The sequence below is a fragment of the Actinopolymorpha sp. NPDC004070 genome (genome assembly GCF_040610475.1).
In the GTDB taxonomy this organism is placed as follows: Bacteria; Actinomycetota; Actinomycetes; order Propionibacteriales; family Actinopolymorphaceae; genus Actinopolymorpha.
This window is the reverse complement of record NZ_JBEXMJ010000020.1, coordinates 1-12,601: the sequence shown is the minus strand read 5'-3', so window position 1 is coordinate 12,601 and position 12,601 is coordinate 1. Positions and strand designations below refer to the sequence as shown.

Below are 12,601 nucleotides of genomic sequence, written 5' to 3'. Positions count from 1 at the left end.
TCCCCACAAGGGGCAGTGCCCGTAAATAGTTGCAGTGCTAATCACCACGGACGGAATGTCGTTTTCTTCGCCAGGGACCGTTCAAGACGCTGAGGGTTAGGGTGGTGAGAACTGTGACGCGATGCCGGCCTGGAGACCAGGAGGCGACTATGCCGGTCCAGAGTAGGAGCAGATTCGAACGGTTCTTCCGTGCAGCGGCGAGCCTAGACGTCGACAAGAACGATCTCAAGCGCTACCAGGATTTCTTGGACAACAAGATCTACGATCTTTTCCTGATCGCGAAGGCGTCGGCGAAGGCCAACGGGAGGGACGTCATCCAGCCGACCGACCTGCCCATCACGAAGGGACTCCAGGAGAGCATCCATGAGTTCCGGCGCCTCGACGAGGAGATCGAACTGACCCCGATCCTTGACATCCTGGCCGCACGGCCTCCGTTGGACGTCACGATCAGCGACGAGACCGAGGAAAGGCTGCCGAACGTAGCCGGTGGCCTCAGCCTTGCACTGGCCAGGACCTTCAAGATCATCGACCCTGGCCTGAAGAACCCTCAGACCGAGCACTGGTCGCGAGTGTTCCAGATCTTCGGTCAGCTCCTCTGAAGCCGCCCGTCAAGGCACTGTGCCACCTGTCCCGGGCTGAGAAGGCCGCGAGCTCAGGCAGGAATGACGAGAGGTGGGCAAGCGACGCTGGACCGGAGGCACTGTGAGAATTCTGACCGTCAATGCGGGGTCGAGCAGCCTCCACCTCGTCTATGTCGACGGTGGCGCCACCGGGGATCGGCTGGACATCTCCGACCCGCCGGAATCGTCGGGGGTCCTGGGCATCGTGGACGCCTTCGTCGCGGACCAGAAGGCTCCCGATGCGGTTGGCTACCGGCTTGTCCACGGCGGTGATGAGGTACGCAGTGCCAGGGTCGTCGATGACCTGCTACGTGCCCATCTGGACAGCGTGGCCGACCTCGCACCGTTGCATGTCCCTCCGGCGCTGATGCTGCTCGACCGACTCAGGCAACGACTACCAGGTGTACCTCACGTGGTCTGCCCCGACAGCGCCTTCCATTCGAGTCTGCCCGCTGCCGCGGCAACATACCCGCTGCCCGCGCGGTGGCGGTCGCATTGGGGACTGCGACGGTACGGCTTTCACGGATTGTCCTACTCGTGGGCCACCCGACGTGCCGCACAGCTGGTCGGACAAGACGTGGCCGGCCTACAGATGGTGATCTGCCATCTGGGTGGCGGCGCGTCGGTCTGCGCTGTCGACGGTGGCCGGAGCGTCGACACCTCCATGGGCTTCACCCCGCTGGACGGCCTTCCGATGAGCAGCCGGTCGGGCGCGATCGACCCAGGCATGCTGATCTGGCTGCTCGGCGGTCGGCTCTCCCTCGAGGAGCTGGCTCAGGGGCTCTACCGCGAGTCGGGTCTGCTGGGACTGTCCAGTGGCCGTTCTGGCGACACCCGTGAGCTGGTCGCTGCAGCCCCTCGTGACGACGCCGCGACTCTCGCCCTGGAGGTGTACGTACACCGGGTACGACGTGAGATCGCCGCGGCCGCAAGCAGCCTGTCGCGCCTCGACGCGCTCGTGTTCACCGGCGAGATCGGCTGGGACCAACCAGAAGTTCGGTTGGCGGTATGTCTCGGACTGCGCCAACTCGGTGTTCCCGCGCCCGTGCGCGGCAACAGGAACGACGACGGCCCGGTCAGCCCGGCCGGTGCTGCGGTCTCCGTCCTTGTCGTCGAGCCCAGAGAAGACCTTCAGATCGCCACGGACGCCGCAGCGGCGCTTCCCTGAGGGAGGATCCTGTCGGTCTTGCTGATCGTGGCCTTCCTACCTCGTTTCGCCCATCACCTCGCGAACAGGAATGCCGACGACGGTCCGACCGTCCTCGACCGGGTGCTCGCGCCGGAGAACGCTGGGGGCCGTGACCACCCAGCCGAGCAGCGAGCGAGCGCCGCCGAACCGTCCTGGGATGTTCGGCCCTTGCCGGTTGCCACTTCCTGGCGTCTGCTGGGACATCTCCGAGCGTTCACAGGAGGTGTACAGATGCCCAAGGTCTTGATAATTACCGGTGATGGCGCTGAGTCACTCGAGGTGATGTATCCGTACCAGCGACTCGTAGAAGAGGGGTATGAAGTCGACATCGCGGCCGTGGAGAAAAAGAAGCTACAGTTCGTCGTGCACGACTTCAGCCCCGATTTCGACACCTACACCGAGAAGCCTGGGTATGCGTGGCCCGCGGACGTCGCGTTCGCCGACGTCGAACCCGCTGACTACGCAGCACTCGTCATCCCTGGCGGGCGCGCACCGGAATACATCCGGAATGACCCCGACTGTCAGCGAATCGTACGTCACTTCTACGAAACCGACGCGCCGGTGGCTCAGCTGTGTCACGGACCGTTGATCCCGGCCGCCGCGCGTGTCCTTGCCGGCCGACGCACGGCGGCGTACCCGGAACTCGAACCGGACGTCACTCTTGCGGGTGCGGAGTTCGTCGACGCAGCCGCTGTCGTGGACGGGCAGGTGGTGTCCGGGCGGGCATGGAATGACCACCCCGCCTGGATGCACGAGTTCATGCACATCCTCCAGGCCAAAGCGGAACGACCGGTGGTCTAGGCGAGCCGCTTCGGATGATTCCGTCGGCCCCAAGGAGGTCGACGGAACCCAGGCGTGTTGTGTCCACGCGTCCGTAGCTGTTCTGAGGAGCCACTCGCCACCCTTGTCAAGCGGCGCCGTCGAGCATGCCATGCAGGTGGCCTGCGGCGGACTCGATGTCGTCGTACTTCTGCTGGGCAGCTCGGGTCTCGGCGCTGATGACGCCACATCGGTGGATCTTGGTGAAATCTCCGTAGGGAAACTTGTAATGAGCCTTCGTGTCGGCAGGAGCCTCGTCGTCGACGCCGAGGTACCACTTCCCGTACGCACTGAACCCGTGTTCGTCGAGGTAGGCGTTCTCCTGTGCTGCCGACGGTCGGTGCTCGCTCCACGCGTCCTTGTCGTCGATGACGTACTTTCCGCCCTTGACCAGTTCCTTAGCGAAATCGAACGCTCTGCTGTTCAGCTTGGTTGTCATCATCTCTCCTTTCGACCAGGACGGAATTCGAGAGTGGCCTGCTCGTCCTTCGATCGGTCCCCACAGGGCCCAAATTCCACACTAGAACAGCCCGCAAGGGCCTGGTCCTGAGGCTGCGCCCTCATGTGGCGCGTGCACATCCGACGAAATATGCCACGACGGCGGCGTGCCTGCTCCAATTGCTGAATACGGGGGAGCGCGCTTCCTTGGCCGGCTTCTCTGATCAGACATCTTGCCTGATCTCGGCCTAGGTTCTGGAAAAGTCCGTGCCGGGGTGCACGCGCCGACCGAGGACGGATACGGGAAGGCGGCGGTGGAGTCGGTAACAGGTTCAAAGAATAAAGGAAAAGTGCCGCGTGGTCAGGGGCCGCTCGCCCCTGAAAACAGTGCAGATGACCGTGATCGACTCGTACGTGACAGCAAAGGAGGGACTTGTATGGCGACACGGCAGCCAGCAGTAGTGCGTACTCTCCCCGACCTCCTCGAGTGGGCGGAGAATCTCCCACAGGTTCTGGCGTGGGGCAGTCAGCAGGCTCCGACGGAAGTGCGAGGTATGAGGCTCGAGCAGTTCGTCGACGATGGGACGTACGTTGTCCGGGCCGAACTCCCTGGGATGGACCCCGAGGACATCCAGATTGAGGTTGACAACTCGATACTGACGATTCGTGGCGAACGTAGGGAGGAGAGGCGCGAGCGCGGAACCACAGAGTTCCACTACGGCCTGTTCGAGCGCCGGGTGATGTTGCCGGAGGGGGCCGACGAGAGTGAGATCTCTGCCCGGTACGACGCCGGCGTCCTCGAGGTGTCGATTCCGGTGCGTGAGCAGATGGCCGAGCCGAGGTCCATCCCTGTCCAGCGCACTGAGACGAGCGAGCAGAAGAGCGAGCAGAAGAGCGAGCAGAAGTCCGAGCAGAAGTCCGAGAAAAGCGAGAAGAGCGAGCAGAAGTCCGAGAAGGAAACAGGGGAGACCGCCAAGAAGAAGTAGTCCCGCCGGGATGCGGCAAGGTGTTCACGCTTGTGCTTCCTCGTTGGTGAAATCGGCAGCCGACCTGGGTCTGGTCATCGCGACCGTCTCTGACCGGGAGGCTGCCGCTTTCCCGGTTGGAAGGGTGTCGACTCGAGGTCGGAGTCGAAGGGTCGATGTCACGTTTACTCACAGGGCCGAGGTCGCCGTGAACGAGTATCCCGCGCGCAGGCGCACCGTCATCGTCGGCGCCGGCTTCGCCGGCTTCCACGCAGGGCGGACCCTCTCGCGGGTGACCAAGGGCACGATGGAGATCGTCCAGGTAAACCCCACCGACTACTACCTGTATTTGCCCCTGCTTCCCGAGGTCGCCGGCGGTGTCCTTGAGCCTCGGCGTGTTGCGGTACCGCTGGCGGCGGCCTGCCCGGGAGTCCAGTTCCTTCTCGGCACGGTTGTCGAAGTCGACCTCGCTGATCGGCGGGTGGCGTTTGTCGATCCCGACGGTCGACGCAGGGCGCTCGGCTACGACCATCTGGTCCTCGCTGTCGGGAGTGTGGACAAGCTCCTTCCGATCCCGGGAATCGCGGAGTATGCGTACGGATTCCGCAGCATCGCCGAGGCTCTCTACCTACGCGACCATGTGCTGAAGCAGATCGAAATGGCGCAGACGGCTGATGCCGAGGAACGCAATGAGCGCTGCACCTTCGTGGTCGTGGGTGCTGGATACACCGGGACCGAAGTGGCCTCGCAGGGACAGTTGGCAACCCTCACGGCCGCTCGGCGCTGCCCTGGCGGCCTCGAACAGCTGGTCCGGTGGCTCCTTGTCGAGCAGGCGCCTCGCATCCTCCCCCAGCTCGACGCCCGCCTCGCGGTCGCAGCCACTCGGATCCTGAGCGAGCGCGGAGTCGAGATTCGAACGAGCACGACCGTGGAGGAAGCCTCCGCTGGTGGTGTGCACCTGTCCGACGGGGAGTTCGTACCCACCCGATCGCTGGTGTGGTGCGTCGGAGTGCGGCCGGATCCGCTGGTCGAGAGCCTGGGCCTCCCGACCACCAGGGGGCGACTCGTGGTCGACGAGTTCCTCAGCGTGCCAGGCCATCCCGAGATCCACGCCTGTGGCGACGCGACCGCAGTCCATGACAGCACGCGCCCGGGTGAACTCACTCCGATGACGGCGCAGCACGCGGAACGGCAGGGCAGGTGCGTTGCTCACAACATCGCCGCGGCCTACGGGTGCGGCCGCAGCCGTGCGTACCGGCATCACGACCTTGGGTTCGCAGTCGACCTTGCCGGGGCGAGAGCGGTCGCCAACCCTGTCGGATATCCCGTCTCCGGCGTACCCGCCAAGGTATTGACGCGCGCGCTCCACCTGCTCGACATTCCGGACAACCGGGCCCGGATCGCCTCGGACTGGCTCATCGGTGCACTCTCGCCCCGCCAGGTCGTCCAACTCGGTCTGGTCGAAGGCTCTACGGTCCGACTCGCGGCCAGAGTCGAGCGCCCTGCCGTCCCAGCTCCCAGGCACCCGGACCAGCGGTCCGAGGTTGCCCGAGGGACCAAAAACTAGTCGAGGAAATATGCGTGCGTCACGCGGGTCGGCGAGGACGCGTATGCGAGGTTCTCCTCCACCCATGACCGTACGATCACGGCAGGCGCCGCGCCGGCGTGTGTAGCGAGCGCCCTCCCGCCCTTCATGACAACGAGCGTGGGTACGGAACGAATTGCGAGGCGTTCGAGGATCTCTGGCGCTTCGTCCACCTCGACCTCGACGAGTTTCACCTGCCCGGCCAGATCCCGGGCGATCTGCTCGAGGATGGGCGTCATGCGACGGCACGGAGGGCACCACGGTGCACACATATAGATGAGGACTGGAACCTGCGACCTCTCCACGACGTCGGTGTACGTGTCGTCACCGGTGTCGACGACCCAGGGGAGGGCCGAATGGCAACTGTCGCAGTGCGGCGCACTCTCAGCAATGCTCCGTACGCGGTTCATCCGACCGCAACGCTCACATGTCACGCTGGCTGGGAGACCGTGTGACGTCATAAGGCTTCTCACGCTCCATGTCGAGCCGCCTGGTTTGCCGTCCGACGTCAACGATCGCCGGGATCAGCGAGGTTTGACCCTTCGACCCATAAGCGTTTTCGCGCCTGGCCTGCGAAGAATAGTGCTGTTGAGTGCGGGCCGCGCCCGTGACCTGGTTGTAGAACATTCCCGTCACCGGACATTGTCCCCCGCTCCCCGAATCGTGTAAAGGGGCGCCTTCAATGGGCGTGATCCGCCGCGGAACTAGTGACGCCGGCCGCAGACGAATGTCCGCCGGAAAAGCTCAGGCCCGTGCGACGGTGGCTTTTGGGCACTGAACGTCCGACCGTTACTGGGGGGTGATCTTCTCGCGCAGAACATGGTCATCGCTCGGCCGGGACCGACCTGGTGTCGGCGAAAGTGCTGCCCGCCTGCGGGACTGGGCAGCGGAGGCCATCCATTTTCTGAGGACACGGACTGTTGTGGCCAAACGGTGGGCGGCCAGACGCGGAATCCGGCTCGATCGGGAGCGTCGGGTCTCTCCGGGGGGACGAGTGCCTACCTGAAGGTCGGTCATGAGTCGGTCGACGGCGGCCAACAGGGCTCCCGCGAGCTCCCAACCCTGTGGGTCATCCCACACTCGCGATCGCAGAAGCTCGGCTGCCGCGTCGCGACGCATGCGGGCCTGGGCCAAGGCGTGATCCAGATCGTCCCGGTTGGGCTTGGTGTCCGGAGCGATTTCGGTGGTGACGATCACGCCGAAGGCGTCGAACGAATCCGCCAGGTGGCTGAGGAGGCCCCCCAGCGAGTCGGTCAGTTGCTCGTCGGACAGAAGAGCCCTGTGGTGAGGGCCGCAAAGGTCAACCAGGGTACGGCAGAGCGACCGGACCGATACCGCACAGTGGTCCAAGGTGTCCATGCGACTGCGCAAGATCAGCCGCGTATGCAGCAGTTGACGGCCGCGAGGGTTCAGGCGCAGGCTGTCCTCGGCCTTGACGAGCGCGATATCCACCCTGACGAATTCGCGATCGATCCGACGGGCCTCGGACAGCCATGAGCCGGCGTTCTCGGCGCTCGCTCCCTCCTGGATTTCACGCGCCATGCGGTGCAGTAGATCACTGAGCTGGTCGGCAAGCCTGTCGACGGCTTCGCCGGCCGTCTGGACGTAGACAGATGGGGGCACCAGCAGGTTCAGAAGGACTCCCACCCCGGCCCCGATCAATGTCTCGAGCGCCCGTCCTTGTGCCGTTGCCGCTGGGTTGGCAACCCCCATTACGAGCATGCCGCTGATGGCGACCTCCTGTACAGCCGGCCCGAGTCGCAGGACCCGGCCCAGTGCAAGGGACGCAAAGATCAAGATCGCCAGGCTCCACCAGGTGAGTCCCACCAAATGGGCGAAGCCAACTGCGACGAGTACACCCACGACCACACTGGCCACCCGCTGCACTCCGCTGGTGAGGGTGGCATACAGCGTGACCTGGACGACGATCAGGGCGGTGAGCGGAGCCAGCAGAGGCTGCGGACTGCTCGACACCCGCTGCGCCACTACGTAGGCGATGACCGCGGCGGCCGTGGCCCGCATGGCCTGCCGGGCGAACGCGTCGGGGCCTCGCCGGGTAAGGCGTACGATCTGGCCTGGTCCGTGGGTATGTTTCAGCTGCCGCTCCGCCCCGCGGGCACCTGGCCGCCATCGGTGGCTCAGCACCAGCTCGCGCCTGACACAGGTAGACACACGGACCGTCGGCGCCGCGCCGGAGGCGTACCCTGCGACGGCGGTCGCTTGTGTGTGACCGTGCCACCAGAGGCGCCGCCGATCGCCGTCTCCGACGTCATCGCGGCATAGGCAGTGAACACTTTTTTGGAACTTTCTGCTCTGTACCAGCAATGAGTCGGCTAATGCGCGTCCATCGTCCGATAGATTCGCCGGTCGTTCTCAGCATTGTGCCACGTCGTGCCGGACTGTCGAGAAGTCGCTGAAACTCTCAGCCAGGACGAGAATGCCTGCCTCGAGGAGCGCGGTTTCTGAGAGTATGGGAGCGGTACCTCGGTATTGGGGACGAGGAGCCGGTGTCGACACCACAGGCACACCGCAAATTTCCTACGGTGACTTCGCGAAGATTCACGATGCGGAGTGATCAGCACGGGTGCACCCCGACGTAAGTATCACGACATCGAATGAGCCGCCGCTCATCTGCATGGCATGCCGGCCGTCGCGGCCGCTGGAAGTGGTCGGCCGGCGTCGGTCCACCAGATCCGTCGGTCGGGCGGGTCTCCACCCTTTTGCAGCGAGAGATGCAAAACATGGACTATGACCAGTTTCTCACCATCGTGGAACGAGGCGGCGGGGCCACAGGAGTAGAGGCTGACCGCGCTACCGCTGCCACTCTGCAGACCCTGGCCGAGCGGATCTCCCCCACCGAGGCACGTCATCTCGCCGGCGAGCTCCCGCCGGAGCTGGGTCCCCTGCTGTTCACCGCCGACCCGGCAGAGGGGTTCGATGTCGACGAGTTCATCCGCCGCGTGGCGGAGCGGGGCGACATGGATTTTCCGACCGCGACACGGGCCGCGAGGGCGGTCCTCATGGCACTCTCCCGCGCGCTGAGCGAGCGGGAGTTCGCCCACCTCGTCGCGCAACTGCCCAAGGATTTCGTGCTTGTCCTGCCCACTGGACCGGAAATCCTTCCGGCCGGGGCCTTCCTCGAGCGCGTTGCCCAGCGCGCCCAGCTCCATGACGGCGACGCCAGCCGGGTCACCGATGCCGTTCTCCAAACCCTCGCCGAGCGCATCGCCGCGGGGGAGGTCGACGATCTGATCAGCAGGTTGCCTTCCCAGCTCCATGACCCCCTGCGAGCCGGCAGGTCCGTGGATGCCGATCAGGACCAGCGCATGTCGGTGGAGAGGTTCCTTGCCCGGGTGGCCGAGCGCGAAGGTGTGACACCGCAGGAGGCGTTCGTCCACGCTCGAGCGGTCATGACCACGCTGCGTGAGGCGGTCGGTGAGGAGTTCCACGACGTCGTGGCACAACTCGGCCCAAAGTACGCGGCCCTGTGGTCAGGCTGATCGCGAGCGCAACCGTCGCTTGGCCAGCGGGCGACCTGCCGCCCGCTGGTCACCGTTGACGCGGCACCTGTTCCATCTGGCTCTGCACCGGACTGAACAGGTCATCCGGCTGCCCGGCGTCGACGCTCAGGTAGAAGTAACGCACGAAGTCCCAGCCGGGCTCGTTCTCCAGGCTGCCCTGCCACTGGCCGAGGGCGTCGACGCCGACGACCTGTCTGGCGCCGGACTCGGAGTCCTCCACCAACGCCCAGACGGTCACCTGGGACGACCGGGTGATCTCAGGGCTCATCCGCCAGCGCGCGTACCAGCCCGGTGGGGCCGAGTCGAATTGCAGGATCCTTTTCACAGCGTCCTTCCTTCCCTCGCCTGTGCTCCTGCCCCGGCACACGGCCGTTACTCCTTCGGTGTGGGAAACCCCGGCTCACGACCGATCCGGAGCCGGGTCACTGTTGCCGGCCCGGGGGACCTGGGCGGTCCGGTCGACCCGGGCAGGAGAGGGCTTTCGGCCTTGCCCACCGCCCGGCCGTCGGCATGTGCTTGACGGTAGTCAATCGGCCGGGGAGACATCATCATGACGACCGCCACACCATCAGTCGCAAGAACGTCGATCCAGAGCGTCAATCCGTACAGAAACGAGGTACTGCGCGAGTTCCCCGCAATGTCCGACGAGGAGGCCGACCGAGCAGTCGACCAGGCTCAGCGGACGTTCCAGGAGTGGCGGTGGCTGCCCGCCGGGGACCGGGCGCAGGTCGTAAGCCGGGCTGCCGACCTGATGCAGCAGCGCCGCGACGAACTCGCCCGTACCGTGACCTTGGAGATGGGCAAGCTCATCGAGGAGAGCTACGGCGAAGTGGATCTCGTGGTCGACATCCTCCGTTACTACGGAGAGCAGGGCCCGGAACTCCTCGCCGACGAGCCGATAGCCGTGGACGAGGGCACCGCCGTCGTGGCGAACCGGCCGCTCGGCGTACTCCTGGGCATCATGCCCTGGAACTACCCGTTCTACCAGGTAGCTCGCTTCGCGGCGCCCAACCTGGTTGCGGGTAACACGATCCTGCTCAAGCACGCAAGCAACTGCCCGCAGTCGGCACTCGCGCTCGAGCAGCTGTTCCGAGACGCGGGCGCTCCCCACGGCGCCTACACGAACATGTTCGTACGCGGATCCGGGATCGGGCGGATCATCGACAATCCAGTGGTGCAGGGGGTCTCGCTGACCGGCAGCGACCGGGCAGGTGCGAGCGCGGCCGAGCGGGCTGGGCGCAGAATCGACAAGACCGTCCTGGAGCTCGGTGGGAGTGACCCGTTCATCGTGCTCGACGGCAGGGACTTCGACCGGACTATCGACGCCGCCGTCGTCGGCCGCATGGGCAACATGGGGCAGAGCTGCGTGAGCGCCAAGCGGATGATCGTTGTGTCCGACGTCTACGACGAGTTCGTCGGCCGGCTGCGCCAACGCTTCGAGGCGCTCACCCCGGGCGACCCCATGGACCCGGCGACGACCCTCGGCCCTCTCTCGTCCGAGGAGGCCGCCGAGAACCTCGTGAGCCAGATCCGTGACACCGTCGCGGAGGGCGCCACCCTGGTGACCGGTGGCAGGCGCATCGACCGGCCCGGCGCCTTCGTCGAGCCGACGATCCTCACCGACGTACGCGTCGGGATGCGTGCCTACCATGAGGAGCTTTTCGGGCCGGCGGCCGTGGTCTACCAGGTCGCCAACGACGACGAGGCCGTCAGCCTGGCCAACGACAGCCCGTACGGGTTGGGCGGCGTCGTCATGTGCCGGGATCTCGACCGGGCACACCGGGTCGCCGAGCGGCTCGACACCGGCATGGTCTGGGTCAACCACCCCACCTCGTCCCGGCCCGAACTGCCCTTCGGCGGCATCAAGTGCTCCGGGTACGGGCGAGAGCTGTCCCACCTGGGGATCAAGGAGTTCGTCAACCGGAAACTGATCCGCACCTTCCCGACGACCTCTGCGATCGGCTTCGCTCAGGGCTGAGGAGAACCACCCGCACAATGGAGACCGGGCGAGCACCATCCATCGAGGCGGAGCGGCCAGGTGACCCACGTTCGGTCAGGCACCCAATGATGCACGAACGGAGCTGGGTCTAGGAATGACACATGCCGACACGTTTTGAGGGTGGGATCTTCGACGTCGACGGTGTCCTCGTCGACTCGCCGCACGAGAAGGCATGGCGTGAGTCGTTGCGCGAGCTGATGCAACCGGACCGGCTCGACGTCCGCGACCGGACGGGCTGGACGCCGGAAGCCTTCACGTCGCGGGTCTACCAGGAGGAGTTGTCGGGCAAGCCACGCATGCGCGGCGCGCAGGCGGCCCTTGCCTACTTCGACATTCCCGACGATGAGGAGGGTACGCGAGCAGCGGAGTACGCCGACCGCAAGCAGGCGATGGTGGTCCGTCTCATCGAGGCCGGAGACTTCACCCCCTTTCCCGACGCGTTGCGGTTCATCATCGCCGTCAAGGATGCCGGGATCCGCACGGCGACCGCCTCGTCGTCGACGAACACCAAGCTCATCCTGCGAAGGATCCGGCTTGACACATTCGCCTCAGCGCATCACATTTCCTCGCCTTCCGTACGGCCGGGGCTCACGCTGCTGGACTTCATCGATGCCGATGTCTCGGGCCGAGATCTCGCGCACGGAAAGCCGGATCCACAGATGTTCCTCACCGCGGCCCACGAGCTTCAGGTCAAGCCGGAGAACTCGTTCGTTGTGGAGGACGCCGCGGCGGGGATCGAGGCCGCGAAGGCCGGCGGGATGTCCGCGATCGGGGTCGCCAGGGCCGACGACGCCGACCTGTTGGCCAGGGCCAACGCCGACATCGTGGTCACCACCCTCGATGATGTCGACGTAGCCGCGTTGGCCGACGGGCGCCTGGCCACCAGGCACGGCTGATCCGGTCTGTGGGGTACTTCTCCAGGAATTAGTTTGACCCGCCCGCTCCGTTGGACAGGCGTGGGACACCACGTATGCGAGGTGAGCCGGTCGTGGGGGCCGGTAATTGGACCACTTTTACGGAGGACTGGCGACAGTTCCGTCACGACTCAAGTCCATTGATACACCGGATCTCTGCCCCCCGACAACTCAAGTCAAGGCCCGCGTACTTCAGCGCGGGACAGTACTAAAAGGTGGCTCGGATATTCGATGCTGTAGGCCTCTTTACACCCTGCTCCTTGGGCGTGAGACTGCGAGGTAGTGCGCAGATTTCGCGACCTCGTGTTTGCTACGTTCCCGGTCGAATCTCTGCCTCCAGGTATCCGGTCTGGATCACAGTCTTCCGGTGCTGCATGCGATCCGCTGATGTGGCTCATCCACAGAGCGGTTCGGCGACGGACATGACCTGCAGTTGAGACCTTCTGAACGGATTTGATCATGGCGAAAGCGGTTGGTATCGATCTGGGTACGACGAATTCGGTGATTGCTGCGGTGGTGGATGGGACGGCCACTGTGGTTCCGAATGCGGA

General features: G+C 65.1%; 13 protein-coding genes. 8 read left to right on the top strand and 5 right to left on the bottom strand.

Annotation, left to right across the window (positions count from 1 at the left end; all coding sequences use genetic code 11):
* The first annotated feature begins 149 nt into the window (after positions 1-149).
* The 3 genes from ABZV93_RS27220 to ABZV93_RS27210 all read left to right on the top strand — a co-directional run bounded on the left by ABZV93_RS27220 (position 150) and on the right by ABZV93_RS27210 (position 2,610).
* Positions 150-599, top strand: a complete 450-nt coding sequence (locus ABZV93_RS27220) for a DUF1931 family protein (protein WP_354941497.1) — start codon at positions 150-152, stop codon at positions 597-599.
* 103 nt (positions 600-702) lie between these two features.
* Positions 703-1,788 carry an acetate/propionate family kinase gene (locus tag ABZV93_RS27215; RefSeq protein WP_354941495.1) on the top strand — a complete coding sequence of 362 codons (1,086 nt, stop codon included), beginning with the start codon at positions 703-705 and terminating at the stop codon, positions 1,786-1,788.
* A 27-nt stretch (positions 1,789-1,815) separates the two neighbouring features.
* Complete coding sequence (locus ABZV93_RS27210) at positions 1,816-2,610, top strand: DJ-1/PfpI family protein (RefSeq protein ID WP_354941579.1); 795 nt, start codon at positions 1,816-1,818, stop codon at positions 2,608-2,610.
* Positions 2,611-2,716: 106 nt separating this feature from the next.
* Here ABZV93_RS27210 and ABZV93_RS27205 read toward each other — a convergent pair whose 3' ends face one another.
* Positions 2,717-3,067 (bottom strand): hypothetical protein, encoded by a 351-nt coding sequence (locus ABZV93_RS27205; RefSeq protein ID WP_354941493.1) that lies wholly within the window; start codon positions 3,065-3,067, stop codon positions 2,717-2,719.
* A 436-nt stretch (positions 3,068-3,503) separates the two neighbouring features.
* Between ABZV93_RS27205 and ABZV93_RS27200 the strand changes: the two genes are divergently transcribed.
* Positions 3,504-4,052, top strand: a complete 549-nt coding sequence (locus tag ABZV93_RS27200) for an Hsp20/alpha crystallin family protein (protein ID WP_354941491.1) — start codon at positions 3,504-3,506, stop codon at positions 4,050-4,052.
* Positions 4,053-4,239: 187 nt separating this feature from the next.
* The gene (locus ABZV93_RS27195) at positions 4,240-5,598 is read left to right on the top strand and encodes an NAD(P)/FAD-dependent oxidoreductase (RefSeq protein ID WP_354941490.1); all 1,359 of its coding nucleotides are present in this window, start codon (positions 4,240-4,242) and stop codon (positions 5,596-5,598) included.
* Here the strand turns inward: ABZV93_RS27195 and ABZV93_RS27190 are convergent.
* From ABZV93_RS27190 to ABZV93_RS27180, 3 genes are all read right to left on the bottom strand, one after another.
* Positions 5,595-6,026 carry a thioredoxin family protein gene (locus tag ABZV93_RS27190; RefSeq protein WP_354941488.1) on the bottom strand — a complete coding sequence of 144 codons (432 nt, stop codon included), beginning with the start codon at positions 6,024-6,026 and terminating at the stop codon, positions 5,595-5,597. The genes ABZV93_RS27195 and ABZV93_RS27190 overlap by 4 nt on opposite strands.
* Before the next feature lie 13 nt (positions 6,027-6,039).
* A complete protein-coding gene (locus ABZV93_RS27185) occupies positions 6,040-6,243 on the bottom strand; it encodes a hypothetical protein (protein ID WP_354941486.1) in 204 nt (67 codons plus the stop codon).
* Positions 6,244-6,405: 162 nt separating this feature from the next.
* Positions 6,406-7,638: an FUSC family protein gene (locus ABZV93_RS27180; RefSeq protein WP_354941484.1), complete on the bottom strand. Its 1,233-nt coding sequence runs from the start codon at positions 7,636-7,638 to the stop codon at positions 6,406-6,408.
* A 593-nt stretch (positions 7,639-8,231) separates the two neighbouring features.
* Between ABZV93_RS27180 and ABZV93_RS27175 the strand changes: the two genes are divergently transcribed.
* The gene (locus ABZV93_RS27175) at positions 8,232-9,116 is read left to right on the top strand and encodes a DUF2267 domain-containing protein (RefSeq protein ID WP_354941482.1); all 885 of its coding nucleotides are present in this window, start codon (positions 8,232-8,234) and stop codon (positions 9,114-9,116) included.
* Positions 9,117-9,165: 49 nt separating this feature from the next.
* Here ABZV93_RS27175 and ABZV93_RS27170 read toward each other — a convergent pair whose 3' ends face one another.
* A complete protein-coding gene (locus ABZV93_RS27170) occupies positions 9,166-9,462 on the bottom strand; it encodes a hypothetical protein (protein WP_354941480.1) in 297 nt (98 codons plus the stop codon).
* Between the two features lie 225 nt (positions 9,463-9,687).
* On the opposite strand from ABZV93_RS27170, the gene ABZV93_RS27165 reads away from it, so the two are divergent.
* Together ABZV93_RS27165 and ABZV93_RS27160 are read left to right on the top strand one after the other, a co-directional pair.
* Entirely contained in the window at positions 9,688-11,115 is a 1,428-nt protein-coding gene (locus tag ABZV93_RS27165) for an NAD-dependent succinate-semialdehyde dehydrogenase (RefSeq protein WP_354941478.1), read from the top strand.
* Positions 11,116-11,237: 122 nt separating this feature from the next.
* The gene (locus ABZV93_RS27160; protein WP_354941476.1) at positions 11,238-12,032 is read left to right on the top strand and encodes an HAD-IA family hydrolase; all 795 of its coding nucleotides are present in this window, start codon (positions 11,238-11,240) and stop codon (positions 12,030-12,032) included.
* Positions 12,033-12,601: the final 569 nt, after the last annotated feature.